The following is a 20454-nucleotide window of genomic DNA, read 5'->3' as shown; positions in this document are numbered from 1 at the left end:
TTCGAAATGACAACCACACACAGTGAAATGCCGGTCGTCGAAACATTGCTCGGTCCGGTACGCGGGTCCACGGACGGTTCGGTATCGAGTTGGAAGGGAATCCGCTACGCGGCAGCGCCCGTCGGACCCTTGCGATTCCGGGCTCCGGTGCCGCCGGAGCCGTGGACAGAGGTTTACGACGCGACAGAATTCGGTCCCTGTGAGCTTCAGAGTCGCGTCGCGGTAATTCCGCTCGGCGACAACGTCGCCATGGACGAAGACTGCCTCTCTCTCAATGTGTGGGCCCCCGCTGGAATAACAGCGAAGAAGCCCGTCATGGTCTGGATTCACGGCGGGGCATATTTTCGTGGCGCCTCCAGTCAACCCGTCTACGACGGAACGTCCTTGGCTTCGAACGGTGACGTCGTCGTAGTGACGATCAACTACCGGATCGGTGTCTTCGGATTCGTTGACTTCTCGTCTTTGAACTCGGATGAACACACCTTCGATTCCAATGTCGCTCTGCGCGACATGATTGCGGCGCTGCGATGGGTACAGGGCAACATCGCATCGTTCGGCGGCGATCCAGATCGGGTGACACTTTTCGGAGAGTCTGCCGGCGGCGGCGCGGTCACCACGCTGATGACGGTTCCGTCGGCCCGCGGGTTGTTTCACCGGGCGATCGCTCAAAGTTCTCCGGCTACTTCGGTATACGGAAGCGAACGCGGCGACAAGGTTGCGCAGACATTTCTCGACATACTCTGCGGAGGCGAGGCCGATCTCGGGCTATTGCGTACCATCGCAGCCGAAGACCTCGTCGGACCGTCGGATGAACTCTTTGCGCGCATTCCGCAGGAGACGCCCGGGACCTTGGCGTTTGCGCCGATTGTAGACGGTGACCTGCTTCCCGACTACCCGGTGCGGGCATTCCGCCGTGGCAATGCACATCCTATCCCGCTGCTGATCGGAACCAACAAGGATGAGTCATCGCTCTTTCGAATGATGAAGTCGCCCTTGATGCCTATCGATACCGAGGTGATCAGAGCGATGTTCGCGGAGATTGCCGACGAGCATCCGGATGTGGAACTGCCCGAGCATTCACAGATCGAATCCGCGTATTCGGGCCTCTCACAGGTAAACGCAGGACTCGGGCTCACCCGCGATTTCGGCTTCCGCTTGCCGACGCTCTGGATCGCCGAGGCGCACAGCCATGTTGCACCAACCTGGTTGTACCGCTTCGACTATGCCCCGACCATGCTGAAGGTGTTGAAGATCGGGGCGACGCACGGAACGGAACTGCCCTACGTGTTCGGGAATATTACGCACTCGGTCAAGGACATCACCTACAAACTGGGTGGGCTGGCAGCGGCGCGTCATGTGTCAGATCGTATGCAGGCACGGTGGCTGGCGTTTGCGAAGGCGAATGATGCCGGGTGGCTGGGTTCGGATCCGAGTTGGCCGCCGTACGATACGGATCGCCGCTCAACGCTGGTCATCGACAAGATCGATATGACAGTGGCTGATCTGGACTCTGAAATTCGAATTGCGTGGGGTGAGAAGGTGATTGCATTTGCTTAAACAGGCGCCGGAGTTGTCTTCGACAGTTGAATCGATGTCAGGACGCGTGAGCGGCATTCGATGAACAATGGATCTGCTTTGGTGGTGAGCTGATCGCGCACTCCCGTCAGAGGTACGTCGATGACATCGCGCACCAGCGCAGGTGTACCACCGAGAACGACTACGCGATCGGAGAGGTACACCGACTCGTCGACGTCATGGGTTACCAGCAGAACCGTGATGCCGAGATCACGTTGGAGTGTGAGGAGTAGGTCCTCCAGCTCGGCGCGGGTTTGGGCGTCGACGGACGCAAATGGTTCGTCCATCAGAAGAACCTGAGGGCGGTAGGCGAGTGCTCGGGCAATGGCGACGCGCTGCTGCATTCCGCCGGACAGTTGCCACGGGTACGAACGCTCGGCGCCGTCGAGGCCGACGGCGGCGAGTGCTTGGGCTACATGCTTGTTCTGTGTCTTGCGAGGCAAACCGATGCCTCGCAGTGGAAGTCGAACATTTTCACCAACTTTGAGCCATGGCATGAGCGTTCGGCCGTAATCCTGGGAGACCAACGCAAGGGTGGCGGGAGGTTCGGTGATGACCTTTCCGGTGATGCGTACCTCGCCGGTGGTCGGCTTCTGCAATCCGGCGATGCAGCGGATCAATGTGCTCTTGCCGATGCCAGAATGCCCCACGATGCAGACGATCTCGTTGTCACGGACTTCGAGGTCGATTCCGCGGAGCACTTCGCGTCCGGTCGGGCCGCCGTAGGTGACTCCGAGGTTGCGCAATTCGACGGCAACTTCGTTGGTGCTCATGATTGTGCGCCTTTCGCGACGAGGGCTCCGTGGGTACGTGGTTGCCATCGCAGCAGCCACCGTTCGATGACGCCGTATCCGACATTGAGGATGTAGCCGATGATGCCGAGCAGGAGAATGCCGGACCACATGTCCGCGATCGCAAAGGTTTGCTGGGACACGATCACGAAGTGACCGATTCCTGCTGTGGAGACATACATTTCGCTGCCGACCATGATGACAACACCGATTGCCAGGCTCGTTCGGATGCCGACGGTGATCTGTGGCATCGCTCCCGGGAGTAGTACTCGACTGATCAGGAGCGGAGTATGGATGCGGTAACTGCGGGCCACAAGTCTGATGCTGGGATCGATGGAGCGGATGCCGTCCAGGGTGTTGAGAAGGATCGGCCAGACGGCGCCGAAGGCGATGGCAGCAATATTGCCCGAAGGTCCCGTGCCGAAGACGATGAACAGTGCGGGCAGTACCGCGAGCGCGGGGATCGCGCGGAAGAACTGAAGAAACGGATCGGCGATCTCCGCAGCGAGCGGAAACAGCGCCAGAGCAAGCCCGGCGGCAATTCCGATGATCAGTGCGATGATCAGGCCTGCCGCAAGATTGGTGAGACTGGGAATCGCGTCTTGCGTGAATCCTGGCCCGAACCAGTTGTCCACAAAGGCTTTCCAGATGCGCGACACCGGCGGAAAGTACGGTGACTTGCTGGAAGCGGAACCGAAGTACCACACCGTGACAAGCAGAATTGGCAGCCACAGTTCCCAGGCGAGGAGTCGGAATCCTGACAGTATCCTCACGCGTTCATTCTCCTCGGGACGTAATGCCAGGCGAGCAGCCGTGTTTCGATCGCAGTCACCGCGAAGGCGAGGAGCATTCCCAACAATCCGGCCACAACGATCAACGCAAACATTCGGCCGGGTACGGATTGGCTGAGCAGAATTTCCTTGCCCAATCCGGGAACACCGGCGATCAATTCGGCGCCGATGGCGAGAAGAAGGCTGAGAGTTGCCGAGATTCGAATTCCGGTGAACACGTACGGCATCGAGGCAGGCGCGACGACCAGAAGGAGTCGGCGCCAGAGCGGTAATCGGAAAGACCGTGCAGTGGAAAGTAGTTCAGGGTCGACGTTCTTCACCCCGTGAACGGTTTGCAGCAGGATCGGCCAGATGCTCACGGCGATGATGAGTGCAACCGCCATGCGCTGGGTCGGACCCATGATCAGCAGAAATAACGGGATGACCGCCAACGGGGGAACCGTACGGCAGAAGTCGATGACAAATCGTGAGGATACGGTCAGGAACGGATGGGCTGCCAGGATCAGTCCGGCAGGGATACCGATGAGCAGGCACAGTGCCAGACCGATGGCCGTCGTAGAGAGAGTGCGGCCGATCGCGTCCCAGAGCGCCGATGTCCCGAGTTCGTCGATGAAGGCTCCGGCTACCGCACTGAACGTTGGGATCGCCTTGACGTCAGCGGAACTCAGCATCCCGAAGATCTGCCAACCGGCTGCCAACGCGAAGAGCGTCAGCAGCCGGCCGAGCAGCACGTGCGTCCTGCGCTTAGTGGACACTGTGAGAATGCCTAGTTGGCCAGAAGGATCGAGTTGACGTCAACCGTGTCGGTCAAGACTCCGTACCTGACCAGCAGGTTGATCTCCTCGGTGAGCGACGCCGGATCGACGATGGCGCTGAACTGCGGATTCTTGCTGCTTGCCAGCATCTCGGCGGGAATCTTGGCCTGCGCGGACAGCGCTGCCTTGACCTTGTCGGGGTTCTGATTGGCAAAATCGACCGACTGTGCGAGTGCCGTACGGAATTTCGTGATCGTATCCGGGTTGGCTTCGGCAAATGCCGTCGACGCTACGAGGGAGGTGCCGGGAACGCCGGGTGCCGCCAACGGGAAGGGGTGGCCGAGGATCTTCAGACCCGCCGCGGTGGCCTTGCTCAGGAACGGGTCGATCAGGAATGCGGCGTCCGCACCACCGCTGGCGACCAGATCTCCGAGGTTGGGCATCGGGGCCTGGATGAAGGAAACCTTGCTCGGTGTGCCGCCGGACTTCTCGACAGCTGCGGAAATGACTGCCTCACTTACTGATTTGAGGCCGCTGATCGCGACTGTCTTGCCTTCGAGTTCGCGGAAACCGGTGATAGGGCTGTTGCCTGCGACTACCAGTCCGGACTGGTCAACCGCATCGGACTGGGCAAAGTCGGTGAGTCCGCCGACGATGGTGACGTCCATGTTCTGGCTACGTGCCTGGATCGCTGCTGTCGCTGTAGTGGCTGCGACATCGGCATTTCCGCTCAGTAGCAACGGAATCTGAGCGGCGGAGCTGGCTCCACCCTCGACGAGTTTGATGTCGAGGCCCTGCTCTGTGAAGTAGCCCTGATCCATTCCCAGCCAGATCGGCGCGAAGTCGGCAATGGCTTGCGGTGCAATACGGATCGTCGTGGTTTGCGCTGCATTGTCCTGCGTCGCTGCGGCGTCGTCCGAGCATCCCGTCAGTACCAGGCCGGCTGCGGCGATGGTCGCGATCGCGGCGGTTTTGAGTTGTCGCGCAGACCGGAGGGTGTGTCCAACCGTCATGTCCGAAAGCCTCTCGCGTAGGAGAATCGATTCCTTGCCGGTAGTCCGGAGGGAAGGGTGAAAATACTCGTAGAATTCCGTAGTACGGAATGATTATTGTGACTATAGTAATTTCCAAGGCGAATGCCAAGGCTTTTCAAAAACCGGCACCAGGAGGAAACGGATGACGAAGGGTTCGGCGTCCGCCGTCGACAAGGCTCTCGATCTGCTGGAGGCGATTGCCCGGTCGACGACACCGATGACGCTCAGTGAACTCGCCGAAGAGGTGGGCATGCTCAGGCCGACGGCCCATCGGGTTCTCGGTGAGTTGGCCAGTCGCGGTTGGGTGTTCCGCTACGACGGTCGGTACCTACCTGGTCCGGCAGCGCTTCAGGTCTCTCACGAGGCCGCCGCACATTCGTTGGCCGCACTGTGCAATCCGGCGTTGCAGGCGCTGTCGGAGCGAACCGACATGATGGTAAATCTGCAGGTTCTCGAGAGTTCCGGCAGTCGGATTATTGCTGCACTGCGTCCCGATCGGCTCAAGATGATCACTCGTATGCTCGGCGATCTACTTCCGCCGCACCGGTTTGCGGGCCCGCTGGCATTTCTTGCCGCACTGGACGCGAGCGCGCTTGCGCCGTACCTGAAGTTGGTGGAACAGGCCGGCTATCCGCTCGACGGACCCAACGGGTTTCTTGCCGACATCGAGGAAACCCGCGCGACGGGATTTGCGGTGGTACACAAGCGGTCCCGCGATATTATCGGATCGGTCTCGCGTGCAGCATGCTCACGCAAGGGTTCTCCGTTGTGTGCGGTGACGGTGATCGGGTTCGACAGCGATTTCGACGACGACACCGTCGCGATGGTCCAGGAGCATCTGCGCCGCACCACCGATGACATCGAACAACTGCTCACCGATCATGCGGGCGGTAAGCGCTCCACCGAATCAGGAGACGAAGGATGATCCCACGCACCGAAGGATTTCTCACCTCCACCGATGGTGAGCAGATCTGGTACGAGACTGCGGGTACCGGTCCCGATCTGATCCTCACTCACGGCTTGGGTGGAAACGCGGCGGTCTGGTACCAGCAGGTTCCGTACTTCGCGCAGAAATATCGGGTAATCACCTGGGATCAAAGAGGATTCGGCCGTTCGACCAACAATGGCGGCAATCACGGTCCGCGTGCCGCTGTCTCCGACCTTCGCGAGATCATGGATCTGCTCAGTGTGGATCGCGCGCATATCGTCGGGCAGTCGATGGGCGGTTGGGCGGCACTCGGTACGGCAATCGAGTCTCCGGATCGGGTGGAATCCGTAGTTCTCGCGTGTACGACGGGTGGAATTCCTGTCGGCTTCGGACCAGAAGTGGACCCGCCCGTCACCGCTGGACCAGTGACAGCCCGACCGCTCGGCGTGCATCCGGCGGTCGGAGATCGGCTACTCGGTCTGGATCCGGCCCGCGCATATCTCTATCAAGCGCTCGGATCCTTCGGGCACCGCCCATCCGACGCGGAGTTCTTTCGCATTCTGACCAACTACACGTACGAACCTTCCGCGCTGGCGGGCGTCGACGTGCCGGTGCTGATGATTGCCGGAGAACGCGACGCATTGATGACTCCCGAGCGGATCCGTTCGGCAGCCCAGTTTCTGCCCAAGTCGGAAGTGATCGAACTGGCAGAACGTGGACATTCGCCGTATTTCGAGGACCCACATGCGTGGAACCAATTGGTGGCCGATTTTCTGGCCGAGGTCCGTACTCGCGAAACGCTCTGACTGTGAATCTGATTGAGCACGAACGAGGAGTAGCAATGGAATTCATTCCGCCCGCCTTCGATACGCCGTTCTCCACGGGGGTTCGCGTCGGAGACATCTTGTATCTGTCCGGACAGATCGGGATGTTGCCGGACGGAACACTTGCCGAGGGATTCGAGCAGCAGGCACGCCAGACGATGGAGAATATTTCGGCGTCGTTGGTCGCTTACGGGTGGAGTATGGACGCGGTCTTCAAATGCACCGTCATGCTCGACGACATGTCGCGCTGGCAGGAGTTCAACAAGGTTTACCTGGAGTACTTCCCGGCGGGTCGGTTGCCGGCGAGAAGTGCGTTCGGCACCGATGGCTTGGCGCTGGGTGCCCACATGGAAGTGGAGTGTATGGCCTATACGCCCCAGTAATGTGTCACGCTTTGTCAGGTGACGGGATACAGCAGATCATTGATCGGGCTCGCGATTGCTCTTGCCGGTCTGGCCGGGTACGTCGATGCGCTCGGATTCATCGTCCTGAGCGGACAGTTCGTATCCTTCATGAGCGGCAACATGACTCAGATGAGCGTCTCGATTTCCGAGGGCCTATGGTCGGTGGCCCGCGTGCCGGCGGCAGTGATTGTCCTCTTCCTGGTCGGTATCGCGCTCGGAACGGTCATTACCCATGTCACCGAACGCTTTTCGATACGAGCCCGCAAGGTGGCGGTCTTGTCGGTGGTGACAACTCTGTTGGTCGTGGGTTCCGTCTTCGGTAGCTTCGGCATCACTCCCGGTGCGGTTACCGCGATGGCGTTGGCGATGGGTGCCGTCAACTCGGTGTTCCAGCGTGACGGTGAGGTGACGATCGGTGTCACCTATATGACGGGCGCGTTGGTGAAGATGGGCCAGCGACTGACCGGTGCACTTCTCGGCGGTCCGCGGTGGGCGTGGCTGCAGCACTTCGGTATGTGTGCGGGGCTGATCGTGGGAGCGATTCTCGGTGCCTTGATGCACCGCTGGATCGGTGTCCATGCGCTCTGGCCGGCAGCGGTAGTTGCCGCCGGCCTGATCGAAGTCGCGTGGCTGGTATCGCCATCACCCAGTGCCAGGTGAGCGACACCACATTGCATGTAACCATCAGTTACATATACTTGGTGTCAGCCGACAGGCGCAGAGTTCTCCATCTACATCAGAAAGAGGTGACGCATCATGGGCGTAGTCATCATCTCGTTGTTGGTCGCCGCCGGACTTACCGCACTGGTCGCCAGTGACGGCTCGGGTCTGGACTTCGGAAACCGTCAGCTGAGCGGTCGTATGCGGGCCCGCTAGCGCTCACGCAAGGATACGCCGCATCAGGGCCGCAGACTCCTGGTTGTAGGCGACAAGAATGACGGATTCCACCTGGGTGTCCGCTGCACGGATGGCGGAAACCGCCTGCCGCACTGCATCTTCTTTGGGCCAGCCGTAAACGCCGGAGGAGATCAACGGAAATGCAACCGTCCGGGCGCCCAGGGAATCGGCAACCGCCAAGCTGCGCGTGTATGCGGAACGGAGCCGGGCCGAGAGGTCTTCGGTATCCGAATAGCGCGGTCCGACCGTGTGGATCACGTTGCGGGCTTTCATCTTTCCCGCAGTGGTTGCTACGGCGGCACCCACCGGCAAACCGTCGGGCAGGCTGGTGTTTCGCAAAACCTTGCAGGCTTCGAGGATTGCCGAGCCTCCGGCGCGATGGATCGCTCCGTCGACTCCGCCGCCGCCGAGCAATCTCGAGTTTGCGGCATTGACGACGGCATCGACGTCGAGGGTGGTGATGTCGCCTTCGACGACGGTTATCGTGGGCATGGTTCCTCCTGTAGGGGTGACAGCGCTGTTCCAGAGTTCGGTCTTCGGGCGTGCCCACGGCATGGCGGTGCGCACGTCGAGGGGATTTCGCCCGAGCAGTACCGAGTATCGCGCAGCAACGGACGGCGTGCGACTGTGTGCCTGAACGCAGTGCAGCAGTACACGTTTGCCCTCTTCTCGCAGGGTCTTGACGGTCTGTGCGGCGTCGTCGATGACAAAATCGAGGTGGGCATTGGATTCGTGGCCGTCGTCGACCAGTCGGAATTCGATGTGTTCGGTACTGACCTGTTGGGTTCCCATGCGGCAGAGGCTGACTACGGCGTCGTAGTGCGCAGTCGATACCGCGTCCACTCCGCCGAGCAGCACGCCGTCGTCGTGCGGATGTGTGGTCAGATGGTGAGTGCCGCGAAACCGTGAGTAATCGAGTGTTGCCGTGGACGGCCAACCGTTTCGATCGTCGGTGCCGCCGCGGACAGTCTTGATCGCGAGACGAATCAGATCTGCGGAGGTATATCCGGGCCAGCCGTGCATGATGCGACGCCAGCGCGCCGGGACGGCCGATGCTCCCCATCGGGCGCCGAGCAGACCGCCGGCGATGGCAGCTGTGGTGTCGGTATCGCCACCGGCGCGGACGGCAGCTTCGAGGGCGCGCTGAAGGTGGCCTACGTCGCCACTGTCGGTGGAGGTGATGGCCCACCATGCGGTTTGGAGTGCGTGGACTACCCAGCCATTTTTGGAAAAGTCTCGTGGACTACCTGTTTCGGCCTGATCGAGCAGGGGGCCCCAGTAGTCGGCTGCCTCTGCGTCTGCGATGGACAGGTAGTCGCGGACGCCGTCGAAGGTGCCGTGAAGGACTGCGTGTCTGATGGCGTGAGTCCACATTTGGCATGCCTGGCCGGTGCGCAGATCGTCATGGGTGAGTGCGCCGATGCGCTGTGCGGCGTTGATTGCTCCGACCGGGTCGTCGAGGTAGGCGAGTGCTACGGGCGCGGTGCGCATGAGCGAACCGTTGCCACCCTTGAGGCCGTCGACCGCCCGGGCGCACTCTGTCATGGCGGACGCGCTGGTTGACCGTGCGGACAGTACGGCCTCGGTCTGAATGCCGATGTCCGCAGGGTCGGAGTTGTACCACCGAATAAATTGCGCTGCAATGGCATCCAGTCCTTCAGCATCTCCGATATCGACTCCGGTTGCTGCTACCTCTGCTATCGCAATGGCCATCGACGTGTCGTCGGTCCATTCGCCCGGTGCCCACCGGCACTGGCCGCCGCCGATCATATTGATGGTTGCCTTGGCATTCGGGTACGTGAATTCGTATCCCGCGCCGAGGGCGTCGCCCGCTGCGGTGCCGAGCAGTACCCCCGCTGCACGGTCGGACTGCAGTGTGGTCAGCTTCATGTTCGCCCCTTTGCTCAACTTTGAGCTAACTATAGATCATGTTTGAGCTAACATGCAAGAGTGGATGAATGGAAAGATTCGACTGGTCATGCCCTGACGGATTACCCCCGGCCGTCGATCGCCGTCGATGTGGCGGTACTGACCTACGCGGATGCTGCCCTGAAGGTCCTGGCAGTCAAGCATCGCCGCGGAAAGCTGGCGCTACCCGGAACATTTCTCCATGAACGTGAATTGCTCACTGCCGCAGCTGATCGCGCCTTGCAGACAAAAGCAGACATGGCAAACACGGAGTTCCATCAACTGGCAATCCTCGACAACCCCGACCGTGACGACCGGGGATGGGTGCTGTCGGTAGCGCACGCTGCCGCGATACCGCAATCCGCGCTACCCTCCGGTGCGATCCTGCTCAATGCGTACGGCGTCGACGATATGGCCTTCGATCACACTGAGATAGTCAGGCTTGCCGTCGCCGACTTGCGGTACCGATATGCCGTCAATATCGATCCGGCCGGGTTCCTCGGTGACACCTTCACTGTTCCGCAACTGCGACAACTGTACGAGGTCGTGTTCGACCGTGAACTGCAAAAAGACGGGTTCCGGCGCCATGTCATCGATTCACTGATCAGCACCGGAGAATATGCCCGAGCGGGCACAGGTCGTCCGGCAGAGACGTACCGCCGAAAGCCCGGTGTCGTACTTCCAGCGCAAGCTTCGGTGTTTCTGACCGGGTAGTTCAGGCATTCGGCCGTGCGATGAACTCCTGGCTGAGTAATGTCCGACTTATGGATGTCAGTGATGCCGCGGCAGGTCATGTTGGACGGATCCGAACCGTCGTCTGGGGGACCGGGAACGTCGGTCGTGCCTCGATTCGCGCTGTGGTCGCAAATCCTGCCCTCGAGTTGGCAGCGGTCATTGTCGCGAACCCGGAAAAGGTCGGCCGAGACGCGGGGGATCTTGCTCAACTCGGATACCGCCTCGGCGTAGCAGCTACGGATGACGCCGACGCTGTGCTCGCTACCGCCCCCGGTGCGGTTGTCTACGCCGCGTCCGGAGAGATCCGACCCGACGACGCGGTCGCAGACATCACGCGCGCACTGGACGTCGGCGCAGTGGTTGTCACGCCGTCGGTGTACGCGCTCTATGACTATCGCTCGGCCCCACCGGAAGTGCGCGACCCTGTCGAGTCCGCGGCCAAGGCCGGTGGCGGCGCACTGTTCGTCTCCGGCGTCGACCCCGGTTGGGGAAACGACATACTTCCCGTACTCATCAGTGGACTTGCGGGAACTATCGATCAGATCCGGTGCCAGGAAATCTTCGACTACACAACCTACGATCAACCCGATTCTGTCCGCTATCTGGTCGGTATGGGTCAACCCATGGACTACGAGCCCCCGATGGTGACCCCAGGTGTGCCGACGATGGTGTGGGGCGGCCAGATTCGGCTCATAGCCCGGGCTTTGGGTGTTGAACTCGACGCTGTGCGTGAGACGCTGCTGCGTCGTGAACTCGATCAGAGCGTCGCGACGGAGCAGATGGGTGAGTTTGCCGCCGGAACCCAGGGTGCTCTGCGCTTCGAAGTCCAGGGGATCGTCGACGGTAAGCCGCTCATCGTCATCGAACACGTCACGCGGATCCATCCGTCGTGTGCTCCGGACTGGCCGATGCCACCGGACGGCGGCGACGGAGCGCACAAGGTCATCATCGAAGGTCGCCCGCGCATCGAGGTCAATGTCGAGGCGACCGATGAGGGCGGAAACCGTGCCGCTGGCGGAAACGCCACTGCGGTTGGGCGTCTCGTCAATGCCATCCCGTGGCTACGTGCCGCGAAGCCTGGCTTGTACGATGCGCTCGACGTTCCACTCACCGCTGGTGTCGGTAAACTCGGCGCCGAAACTTGGAGGACAGAGCATGAACATCGACATTCCTGAAGGCAAAGATCCTCTGGCCTATGTGTGGGGAGAGATGGTCCCGGGCATAGGTCCGGCGGCCGCGGCTCTATCTCAAAATGTTTACAGCAAAAGCTCTTTCGGACTCCGGGAGTTCGAGGCCGCACGTCTGCGTATCGCGCAGATCAACGGGTGCATCACGTGTCAGGACTGGCGTACGAAACGGGACGGCGAAATTGTGGAGTCCACTTTCGCCGAGGCCGTCACGGATTGGCGTACTACTGACGCCTTCGACGACAGGACCCGTTTGGCCGCGGAATACGCAGAGCGATACGCCGTCGACCATCATGGACTCGACGACGAGTTCTGGGGGCGTATGAGCGCCCACTACTCTCAGGCCGAAATCGTCGAACTGAGTATGTGCCTCGGATCGTGGTTGGCCTCAGGTCGGCTCAACCACGTCCTCGGTCTCGACACAGTGTGTGTATTGCCCAGCAGCGAAACTTAACTGCCGAGGGTTGTCAGATCGGGGTAGTTGGACACTTCCCATCCGCCGTCGACAACCAATGACGTTCCGGTGACATAGGTTGCGTCATCGCTCGCAAGGTAGAGACACGGGCCGGCAATTTCTTCGGGAGTTGCCGCCCTTGCCATGGGAATACGCGCGAGGAACATGTCTCGGGCGGGTTCGTACGCCATGACCGGAGCGACGAGAGGGGTGTCGACCAGGCCGGGCAGAACGGAATTTACGCGAATGCCGGCGCCGGCGAGTTCCACCGCAGCAGCCTTGCTGAACATTTCCACACCCGCTTTGCCCGTCGAGTAGGGGCTACCGTACGGCATCGGAATGTGAGCGTTGAGCGAGGCGACATTGACTATGGCGCCGCCGCGGCCGTGCTCCTTGATGTGGCGCGCCTCGTGCTTGGTGCACAGGAATACGCCCTTCTGCACCAGATCGATCGTGAAGTCCCAATCGGCTTCGTCGAGATCGACAATGGGCCCGACCCTCGACGCACCGGCAACGTTGAATGCAATCTCGATGCCACCGAATTCAGCTGCCGCGGCTGCAATTGCCGCCGCAACCTCGGATTCCTTGGTCACGTCGGCCGGGGCGGCAAAGAATGCACCGTCATGCTGTGTCGCCATCTCCTTGAGGGCGTCCTCAGCGACATCGATACCGGCAACCCGCGCGCCTTCACTGATAAGGCGCAAGGCAATTGCTGCGCCGATCCCTGAGGCCGCGCCGGTCACGACAGCGGTCTTGCCGGCAAACCTGGAAGTATTAATGTGCACCTGCTTTCAAGAATTTTCCGATTCGACGGTTGCCGAGAATCGGTACTGCTTCAGATAACGACTTTGGCGCGAATGGCCTTTCCGGTTGCATTGCGCGGCAATGGAGTAGTGGTGATCTGCCACTTGGCCGGGACCTTGAAGTAGGCCAGGCGTTCGCTAGCGAAGTCCCGCAATTCTTCTTCGGTGATGGCGTCCTCGGAGCGAACGACCACCACGGCAGCCACTTCCTGCCCTAGATCCGGAGAATCGAAGCCGACGACGATGGACTCGAGTACCTCAGGATGCTCGTCCAGGCACTGTTCGATCTCGACGGGGTAAACGTTTTCTCCGCCGCGCAGGATCAGGTCGGATCGGCGCCCGGTCAAGCGGAGGCGGCCGTCTTCGAGTACCCCGAAGTCTCCGGTCCGTAGCCACCGATCCGGGTCGATTGCGGCCGCGGTGGCAGTTTCGTCGTTCCAGTATCCCAGCATGACATATGCACTGCGGACACAGATTTCGCCTTCCTCACCTTCGGGAAGGGGAACTCCGAAGGGATCGCGAATTTCCACGCTCACACCGATGATAGGTCGACCCAGGGTTCCCGGGAAGGCAGCGAGTTCCGGGGGTGTGGCGACGGAGACACCGGTGCACGATTCGGTGAGTCCATAGCTGTCCACCAAGGCGTACTGCGCGAAGGGAAGTGTAGTGCGCAATCGCTCCTGGAAGGCCGGCGACGACGGCGCGGATGCCAGCGCGAAGGACGTGAGCGAGGTCAGATCGTACTTGCCGAGATCGCCGTGCTCGAGGAGTCTGTTGGCCATGGTCGGGACAGCGCCCCAGTTGGTGACCTTCTCCTGCTCGACGAGGCTGAGGACTTTGTCGACGTCGAACGCGCCCTCGTGAATGATGACAGCACTGCCGGTTGCGAGCCTCGGCACGACAAGGTTGTGCAGGCTGGCGATGTGAAAGAGCGGCGACGTCAGAAGGTAGCGCAGATCGCTCGGTCCGCCGTCAGTCGGCTTTCCGGTGAAGGCTGCAGCCAGGCAGTCGCTGTATCGGTGGTAATCGATGACTGCCAACACGTTTCGGTGGGTATGGACAGCGCCCTTGGGGCGACCGCTGGTTCCGCTGGTGTAAAGAATGACGGCCGGATCGTCTTCGTCCACGGCAGTGCGGGGGAGTTCTGATCCGGCGTATTCCTCGATCAGCCGTGGGAGATCTTCTTCCATGGTGAGCACCGGCACGTCGATGTTCAGGCTCGCCAACAGCTTTGCCCGTTTGGCATCGGCAATCACGACGGTAGGTGTGGTGTGCTCGACCCCGTATTCCACTTCGCGGGCCACCCACCACGAGTTGAAGCCGACGGCGATTGCGCCGAGCGCTTGTGCTGCCCAGAACGACATCACCCATTCCGGGGTATTGGCGGCAAGGATGGCAACACGATCGTCCTTGCGCACGCTGTACTTGTCATGCAGTGCCTGAGCCAATGCCGCTGCAGCAAAGCCGTGTTCGAGGTAGCTGAGTCGACGGTCCTTCGTAACCAGATAGTCGCGAGAGCCGTAGTCGAGCGATGCTGCCAGCACATCGCCCAACGACTTGTCACGGTTCTTCATGACGGGCATCGAACTGCCCAGCACGTCTTCGGCGACCATTTCGAAACGCCCACCCGGGCCGGTCAGGCCCTCCATGACGGAGGCAATGAAGGCTTGGGTATCAACGGGAGTGGTCAATTTGCTGCACCTTTCGAGTTCGACTGAAGACGTGCTGGGCCGGACGATTGTGTCAGGGCGTCAGGACCGCGCGTCCCGTAACCTTTCCCTGTTCGAGAAGGTCGAGGGCGTTCCGGGCATCGGCGAGATCGAAGCGGGCGACTTCTACTGTAATCAAACCGGCCTGTGCGAGTGCTATGGATTCGACCAGATCATTTCTGGTGCCACCGTAGGACTTTCGGATCGATGCTCCCCACGGCCACCCTGGGCCACCGGCAGCCTCGGCGGTAATTCCGGGATTGCCGCCGCCCAGTCCGACCATGCGGTAGGCGCCGTTCGGCGCGACAGCTTCGACAGCCATCTGAGCGGTGGCGTCGATACCGACGAAGTCGAACACAGCTTCTGCGCCGCGGGCGGAAGTCAGTTCGAGGATCTGCCGTGCGGTGTCCGGTCCCGACTCGAGCACGATGTCGGCACCGCATCGTTTCGCGAGATCGAGTTGGTCCTGCCCCACATCGACAGCGATGATGCGGACCGCGCTGATCGCCCGAAGGATCTGGACCGCAACGTGTCCGAGACCGCCGATTCCGATCACCACGGCCGTGGCGCCCGGCTGCAAGTGCCCACGCGCGCCCCGAATGGCGTGGTAGCTCGTCAGCGCGGCGTCGGCGATGGGAGCGGCTTGGAGAAAGTCGAGATCTCCGATGGGTACAAAGGAGCGAGCCGGAATCTTCACGTACTCGGCCATGCCACCTTCGGGCCCCAAACCGGGGCACGGCGGCATCGCGGTTCGTCCGGCGGCAAGGCACATATTCTCGTTGCCGCTCATGCATTCTCGGCATTGTCCGCACGACCAGCACAGGTATACGACGCCACGCTCGCCGACGGAACGCCCGTCGGCCGCGCTACCGACGGCTTCGATGGTGCCGGCGATCTCGTGGCCGATGGTCAGCGGTTCTTCGCGCATCTTGTACGGGAAGTGCAGGAGGTGAAGATCGGAGTGGCAGATGCCGGCGGCGCCCACTCGCATGAGTATTTCGGACGGGCCGATTTCGGGTATCGGTACGTCGTTGATCTCGAGGAGACCCGGACCCATGAGCTGAGCGGCCTTCATGACGAAACCTCGATTGATTCAGAGTTGTAGGCAGCGCACAGGTAAGCGTTGCTGCGCTCGGACCCGATCAGACCCGGCGCCATCTTGTTCATGACGTAGGCGAAGGTCATACGTCGGTCGAGATCGTTGACGAGCATCGAACCACCGATGCCGGCCCACCAACATGAGCGTCCGGCGGGTACGAGCGGCGCCGTGTCAGGGTGGGGCAGCCCGTAGCCGATTCCGAATTTCAGCGGAGTCATGATTGCGAGGTCGATACCGTCGGCTTGAATTTCGAAAATCAGGTCGATTGTGCTCTGCGAGAGAAACTTCTGACCGTCGAGTTCGCCGCCGCATGAGATCAGCGACTGGATTCTGGCGATGGAACGGGCGTTCCCGTGACCGTTGGCCCCGCCGATTTCGGCTTCCCGCCACGCGGCGGTATTGACCTCGGGGTAGTCGAGCAAGGGGCACGTCAGCGTCTTGATGAAGATGCTGTCCTGATCGAGTGCGGACAGATCGAATTCGAGCGCGGGCGGTGGAACCAGCGTGGCGACGCGGCCGAAATGCTCGGGGGACGTGCCGATGTGGAAATCAGCGCCTAGTGGGCCGGCGAGTTCTTCCGCGAAGAACTTGCCGAGGGTCCGTCCGTCGATCCGGCGGATCACTTCGCTGATCAGGTGGCCGTAGTTGATGGCGTGATAGCCGGACGCCGTTCCGGGCGGCCACCACGGGGCCTGAGTGGCGAGTCGTGCCGTGGATGTTTCGAGGTCGTAGATGTCGACCAGTTCGATTGGCCTTTCCCAGCCGGAGACTCCCGACGTGTGTGACAGAAGGTGACGAACTTCGATGTCTTCCTTGCCGTTTGCCGCAAACTCCGGCCAGTAGTGGGAGACCTTCTGGTAGACGTCGAGTTGGCCGCGCTCGACGAGGAGCAGTGCGCATAATGCGGTCATCGTCTTGGTGAGGGAGAAGCTGTTGACGATGGTGTCGGAACCCCAAGGAGTGGTGCGAGATTCGTCAGCATAACCGCCCCAGATGTCGACTACGGGGTTTCCGTCGACGGTGATGCAGATGGATCCGCCCAGCTCCTCGCCGGATGCGAGTTGTGCCTCGAAAGATTTGTAGACGGCTTCGAACTCATTGTCGCAGTGACCATTCACCAAACTCATGCGGGGTTCGCCTCCTCGAGTGTTTGCTTTGCCGCGCGGGCCGTGACCGGTAGCTTGTTGCCCGAAGCCTCGGCGCGCTTGGTGCCCTTGACGATTTCCTTGTTCATGTTGCGGACGTAGGGATCGAACTCGAGCTGAATAGTGTGGCGTGGAGACTTGTAATAGGGGGCGAGGAAGTACTCCTCATCCGCCTTGGTGATCTCCTGCATCTCAGTGGGAGACGGCAGTTGGTATCGACCGGTCAGGTAGGCCGCGACGAGTTTGCTCTGCTGTTCGGCGAAGTTGACGAGTGTCGGCATCGGCTGAGCCAGACCCATGAAGAAGAGATTGTCGATCCCGGGCTTCATCATGCGCTTGAACAGCGGGAATTGATTGTCATTGTTCGGCAACAAGTTTGGGTCGTCGAAGAAAGGGAAGCTGATGTTGTAGCCGGTTGCGCAGATAATGACGTCCACGTCCTCGGCGGTGCCGTCGGCGAAGCGAACCTGCTTGCCTTCGAGTTTGGTGATGGCCGGCTTGAAGGAAATATCGCCGGAACCGGCGCGGCCCAAGAATTCGCCGCTGGCCGACGGATGGGCCTCGAAGGGGCGGTGGTCGGGCTTCGGCAGGCCGTAGCCCTCCATTGTTCCCAGGTTCTTGCCAAGGAATCGGCGACTCAGGAAGAGGCGCAGTCCGCGCGGCATCCAGGGCGGGGTGATCAACTTGTCGCCGGGAACTCCGCCCAGGTACTTCGGCAGTACCCACACTCCGCGGCGGGCCGAGACCGTGAGCTTCTCTGCGAGGTATCGCTGTCCCAATTCGGAAGCAATATCCAAGCCGGAGTTGCCCATTCCGACAACAACAACCTTCTTGCCGCGCATATCGATCGGATCGAAGGGGTCGTTGTATGCGTGGCTGTGCATGAGGACGCCGTCGAACTCGCCCGGGTAGTCAGGGATATTGGGATCCCAGTGGTGACCGTTGCAGACCATCAGTACGTCGTACTTCCGGACTTCTCCGTCCGATCGGGTGATGGTCCACAAGCCGCTTGCATCGCGCTCTGCCGCAACAACACTGGTGTTGAAGATGATCGACTCACGCAGGTCGAAGTGATCTACGTAGTCCTTGAAGTACTGGAAGAGTTCGGAATGGTGTGGAAAATCTGGTAGGTCGGCGGAGACGGGGAAGTCCTCGAACGCCAGTCGCCACTTCGATGTGTCGATGTGGAGGCTCTGGTAGCACGCGGACATGCCGTTGGGATTCTTGTAGTACCAGTTTCCGCCGACCTCGTCGGACGCTTCGTAGCAGTCGAAGGGGATTTCGTATTCCTTCATCCGCTTGGCGGTGGTGATTCCGGTGGGGCCGGCACCGATGATGCAGACTCTCGGCAAGTTTGTGGGGCTCATTGGCCATCGCTTTCTCTTCTGTTCCGGGCGTGCGGTCAAAAGCGGCGTCCGAAAAGTGACTTGCGTCATAGTGCATCATTGGGTGACACTGTGTCAATGAGTGACGCGATGTTGGCCGATGACATCGAGTCGGCGATTTGCCACCCTGGCCGAATTCAACAAAGGTGGGCACTGTGAGTACGGCAACTGAGGGCTCGAAAGGCAAGCGCGGAACGCTGCGCGACGAGCAGAAACGTGCGACAAGGGCAAAGCTTGTGGACGCGGCACGAACCTTGTTCGAGGAGCGTGGATACGCGGCGGTGACGGTTGATGACATCGCCTCCGTAGTGGGATGCAGTCGCGCCACGTTTTACGTGCATTTCCCCAGCCGGGTTGAAATGCTGAAGACGATCGGCGCGGCCGGAATGGCCACAAGCGCGTTGGCCTCCTACATGGATCTCGATGAGGTTCTGGACTCGGGTTCGCGCGCAGAGTTCACTGCTTGGCTCGAGAAGTCCTTTGATTGGTTCGACGAGAACAAGCGGTTGTTGCCCGCCTGGGACGAGGCTGTGGCGCTCGAACCCGAGTTCCGGATCACCGCCCGCGACGGGATCAGTGGTCTACCGGATGCAATGCCGAAATATCTGGCGCGGTGGCCGGCCGATCAGCAGGACGAGGCTCGGTTGCGTGTCGAATTGCTTGTCACTCAGCTCGAACGATTCTTCACCCGCTGGGCGGTGCAGGGAACCATCGACGTGACCCGCGCTCAAGCGGCCGAAGTGCTGACGGACATCTGGTTCCCCGCGTTGTACGGAAATCCGCCCGCCCCGCAGTAGCGGTGACGGGCGGATCGGTGAGCGTAGGTAGTTCGCGCCGTCAGAGGCCGGCCTTGTACTCCAACGCGTAGGCAATCTTGCCGGGCTTCTCGTCGGAGTAGGGCTTGGACAGTTTGGCGAATTCTCCCTTGCCTTCGACTTTTCCATCGTTCCAGGCTGTCAGTACACCCAGATCTGTTGCGGTGAAACCACTGTCGACGACGGAATCTCCGGCCAATGCTGTTTGAGCCTTGGTGACAGCCTTGACGGTGTTCAGGTAGCTGGCGGCGTCGCTGCTGTTCCAGCCGGTCAAGTCAACGGGAGCGGTGTCGCGTGCCCAGGCTCCCCAGTAGAACTCCTGGAAAGGGATTGAGCCGGAGGTGAATCCGATGTCGCGGGCGAAGTACATGAGACTCCGGTACTTGTCGTCGGTGAAGTTGGCCAGGCCCACTCCTTTGGGGAGTGACTGTACCGAAACCGGATTTCCGTCGACGTCACGCGCCCACACCCACTTGTTCTTCTCCATCGCGGCCCAGAACGCTGACGGGCTCAGATTGCTGAGGTTGCCGAGGACTCGGAGGCGAACATGCGTGTCGGGCCCACCGTCCGGGGTCTCGTAAAACGAGGTAAGAGTGTGGTGGCCGTCGGTGAGGTACAGCTCTCCGCGAGGGCCTACGACGGCGGTCTTCATCGGCGCGATGCTGTCGGTGGTTTCTTGTCCCACAGGAAGCTCACAAGTGAAGGATGTGGGATCCTTCAGCGTTGATGTTTCGGAAGCTGTTGCGGCCTGGACCTGTCCGTTGGCCTCGCACCAGTCGTCGAACTTCTTGTTGACGGCGTCTTTTCCGAGTATGTATCGCCCGAGTTTGTAGTACACCTCGTCGTATCCGAGGGATGGCTGCGTAGCGTGAACATCGCCGATGCGCACGTCGAGGAGGTCACCTTCCTTGGCACACAGGTATTCCGAGCCGCCCAGTGAACCCGAGAACGACCCGGTCGAGAGTCCACACGACGCGGGCGCGCTGGATGCGATGGCGGGAGTCCCAACCACTGTTCCGGCGCCGAGCAGAATCAGTGTTGTGAGGGCGGAGAGGGCGGTACGACGCATGACAGAAGACTCCTGGTGAGTGCGGCTCCAAGGTGAAACGGCTTGGGTCACAATCACTCAGGATGGTTTCCTGCTGGATGCCAACAAGCGTCTGCGCAGTGGCCACCAGGTGAATTCACGTGGTGACCATTGCGCAGACGCTCGGG

20 protein-coding genes and 1 pseudogene are annotated in these 20454 nt (G+C 60.8%); 9 read left to right on the top strand and 12 right to left on the bottom strand.

Annotated elements, in window-relative coordinates:
• Window positions 1-6: 6 nt before the first annotated feature.
• The gene (locus tag QM600_RS15370) at window positions 7-1557 is read left to right on the top strand and encodes a carboxylesterase/lipase family protein (protein ID WP_283262344.1); all 1551 of its coding nucleotides are present in this window, start codon (window positions 7-9) and stop codon (window positions 1555-1557) included.
• On the opposite strand, the gene QM600_RS15365 is transcribed toward QM600_RS15370, so the two are convergent.
• Genes QM600_RS15365 through QM600_RS15350 form a run of 4 tightly spaced genes read right to left on the bottom strand, consistent with a single transcriptional unit; the run spans window position 1554 to window position 4925 of the window.
• Complete coding sequence (locus QM600_RS15365) at window positions 1554-2348, bottom strand: ABC transporter ATP-binding protein (protein WP_283262343.1); 795 nt, start codon at window positions 2346-2348, stop codon at window positions 1554-1556. The genes QM600_RS15370 and QM600_RS15365 overlap by 4 nt on opposite strands.
• Window positions 2345-3139: an ABC transporter permease gene (locus tag QM600_RS15360; protein ID WP_283262342.1), complete on the bottom strand. Its 795-nt coding sequence runs from the start codon at window positions 3137-3139 to the stop codon at window positions 2345-2347. The genes QM600_RS15365 and QM600_RS15360 overlap by 4 nt, the downstream gene beginning before the upstream one ends.
• A complete protein-coding gene (locus tag QM600_RS15355; protein ID WP_283262341.1) occupies window positions 3136-3912 on the bottom strand; it encodes an ABC transporter permease in 777 nt (258 codons plus the stop codon). Before QM600_RS15355 ends, QM600_RS15360 begins: the two co-directional genes overlap by 4 nt.
• 11 nt (window positions 3913-3923) lie before the next feature.
• Window positions 3924-4925, bottom strand: coding sequence for an ABC transporter substrate-binding protein (locus tag QM600_RS15350; protein ID WP_283262340.1), 1002 nt, complete (start codon window positions 4923-4925; stop codon window positions 3924-3926).
• Window positions 4926-5088: 163 nt separating this feature from the next.
• On the opposite strand from QM600_RS15350, the gene QM600_RS15345 reads away from it, so the two are divergent.
• The 4 genes from QM600_RS15345 to QM600_RS15330 are packed head-to-tail and all read left to right on the top strand — an operon-like array spanning window position 5089 to window position 7762.
• On the top strand, window positions 5089-5871 hold the full coding sequence (locus QM600_RS15345; RefSeq protein WP_283262339.1) for an IclR family transcriptional regulator: 783 nt from the start codon (window positions 5089-5091) through the stop codon (window positions 5869-5871).
• Window positions 5868-6680, top strand: coding sequence for an alpha/beta fold hydrolase (locus tag QM600_RS15340; protein WP_283262338.1), 813 nt, complete (start codon window positions 5868-5870; stop codon window positions 6678-6680). The genes QM600_RS15345 and QM600_RS15340 overlap by 4 nt, the downstream gene beginning before the upstream one ends.
• A 35-nt stretch (window positions 6681-6715) precedes the next feature.
• Window positions 6716-7081: a RidA family protein gene (locus QM600_RS15335; protein ID WP_283262337.1), complete on the top strand. Its 366-nt coding sequence runs from the start codon at window positions 6716-6718 to the stop codon at window positions 7079-7081.
• 18 nt (window positions 7082-7099) lie between these two features.
• Entirely contained in the window at window positions 7100-7762 is a 663-nt protein-coding gene (locus QM600_RS15330; RefSeq protein WP_283262336.1) for a YoaK family protein, read from the top strand.
• 219 nt (window positions 7763-7981) lie between these two features.
• On the opposite strand, the gene QM600_RS29650 is transcribed toward QM600_RS15330, so the two are convergent.
• The gene (locus tag QM600_RS29650; protein WP_349307262.1) at window positions 7982-8491 is read right to left on the bottom strand and encodes an O-acetyl-ADP-ribose deacetylase; all 510 of its coding nucleotides are present in this window, start codon (window positions 8489-8491) and stop codon (window positions 7982-7984) included.
• A gap of 510 nt (window positions 8492-9001) precedes the next feature.
• Window positions 9002-9889: pseudogene (locus QM600_RS29645) on the bottom strand (ADP-ribosylglycohydrolase family protein); the annotation flags it as partial.
• A 60-nt stretch (window positions 9890-9949) separates the two neighbouring features.
• On the opposite strand from QM600_RS29645, the gene QM600_RS15320 reads away from it, so the two are divergent.
• Genes QM600_RS15320 through QM600_RS15310 form a run of 3 tightly spaced genes read left to right on the top strand, consistent with a single transcriptional unit; the run spans window position 9950 to window position 12283 of the window.
• Complete coding sequence (locus QM600_RS15320) at window positions 9950-10621, top strand: NUDIX hydrolase (RefSeq protein WP_283262334.1); 672 nt, start codon at window positions 9950-9952, stop codon at window positions 10619-10621.
• Between the two features lie 50 nt (window positions 10622-10671).
• The gene (locus tag QM600_RS15315; RefSeq protein WP_283262333.1) at window positions 10672-11817 is read left to right on the top strand and encodes an NAD(P)H-dependent amine dehydrogenase family protein; all 1146 of its coding nucleotides are present in this window, start codon (window positions 10672-10674) and stop codon (window positions 11815-11817) included.
• The gene (locus tag QM600_RS15310; RefSeq protein WP_283262332.1) at window positions 11798-12283 is read left to right on the top strand and encodes a carboxymuconolactone decarboxylase family protein; all 486 of its coding nucleotides are present in this window, start codon (window positions 11798-11800) and stop codon (window positions 12281-12283) included. The genes QM600_RS15315 and QM600_RS15310 overlap by 20 nt, the downstream gene beginning before the upstream one ends.
• On the opposite strand, the gene QM600_RS15305 is transcribed toward QM600_RS15310, so the two are convergent.
• Genes QM600_RS15305 through QM600_RS15285 form a run of 5 tightly spaced genes read right to left on the bottom strand, consistent with a single transcriptional unit; the run spans window position 12280 to window position 18406 of the window.
• Entirely contained in the window at window positions 12280-13068 is a 789-nt protein-coding gene (locus tag QM600_RS15305; RefSeq protein WP_283262331.1) for an SDR family NAD(P)-dependent oxidoreductase, read from the bottom strand. The genes QM600_RS15310 and QM600_RS15305 overlap by 4 nt on opposite strands.
• A 50-nt stretch (window positions 13069-13118) precedes the next feature.
• Window positions 13119-14777 (bottom strand): steroid-24-oyl-CoA synthetase, encoded by a 1659-nt coding sequence (gene casG, locus QM600_RS15300; RefSeq protein ID WP_283262330.1) that lies wholly within the window; start codon window positions 14775-14777, stop codon window positions 13119-13121.
• 52 nt (window positions 14778-14829) lie between these two features.
• A complete protein-coding gene (locus tag QM600_RS15295; RefSeq protein ID WP_283262329.1) occupies window positions 14830-15870 on the bottom strand; it encodes an NAD(P)-dependent alcohol dehydrogenase in 1041 nt (346 codons plus the stop codon).
• The gene (locus QM600_RS15290) at window positions 15867-17021 is read right to left on the bottom strand and encodes a serine hydrolase domain-containing protein (protein ID WP_283262328.1); all 1155 of its coding nucleotides are present in this window, start codon (window positions 17019-17021) and stop codon (window positions 15867-15869) included. The genes QM600_RS15295 and QM600_RS15290 overlap by 4 nt, the downstream gene beginning before the upstream one ends.
• On the bottom strand, window positions 17018-18406 hold the full coding sequence (locus QM600_RS15285; protein WP_283262327.1) for a flavin-containing monooxygenase: 1389 nt from the start codon (window positions 18404-18406) through the stop codon (window positions 17018-17020). Before QM600_RS15285 ends, QM600_RS15290 begins: the two co-directional genes overlap by 4 nt.
• A 164-nt stretch (window positions 18407-18570) precedes the next feature.
• Between QM600_RS15285 and QM600_RS15280 the strand changes: the two genes are divergently transcribed.
• Window positions 18571-19221, top strand: a complete 651-nt coding sequence (locus QM600_RS15280; protein ID WP_283262326.1) for a TetR/AcrR family transcriptional regulator — start codon at window positions 18571-18573, stop codon at window positions 19219-19221.
• Window positions 19222-19261: 40 nt separating this feature from the next.
• Here the strand turns inward: QM600_RS15280 and QM600_RS15275 are convergent, their stop codons facing one another.
• Window positions 19262-20308 (bottom strand): ParB/Srx family N-terminal domain-containing protein, encoded by a 1047-nt coding sequence (locus QM600_RS15275; protein WP_283262325.1) that lies wholly within the window; start codon window positions 20306-20308, stop codon window positions 19262-19264.
• Between the last annotated feature and the right edge of the window lie 146 nt (window positions 20309-20454).

This window comes from Rhodococcus sp. IEGM 1379, assembly GCF_030056815.1.
Classification (GTDB): domain Bacteria; phylum Actinomycetota; class Actinomycetes; order Mycobacteriales; family Mycobacteriaceae; genus Rhodococcus_F.
This window is presented reverse-complemented; position numbering and strand designations above follow the sequence as displayed.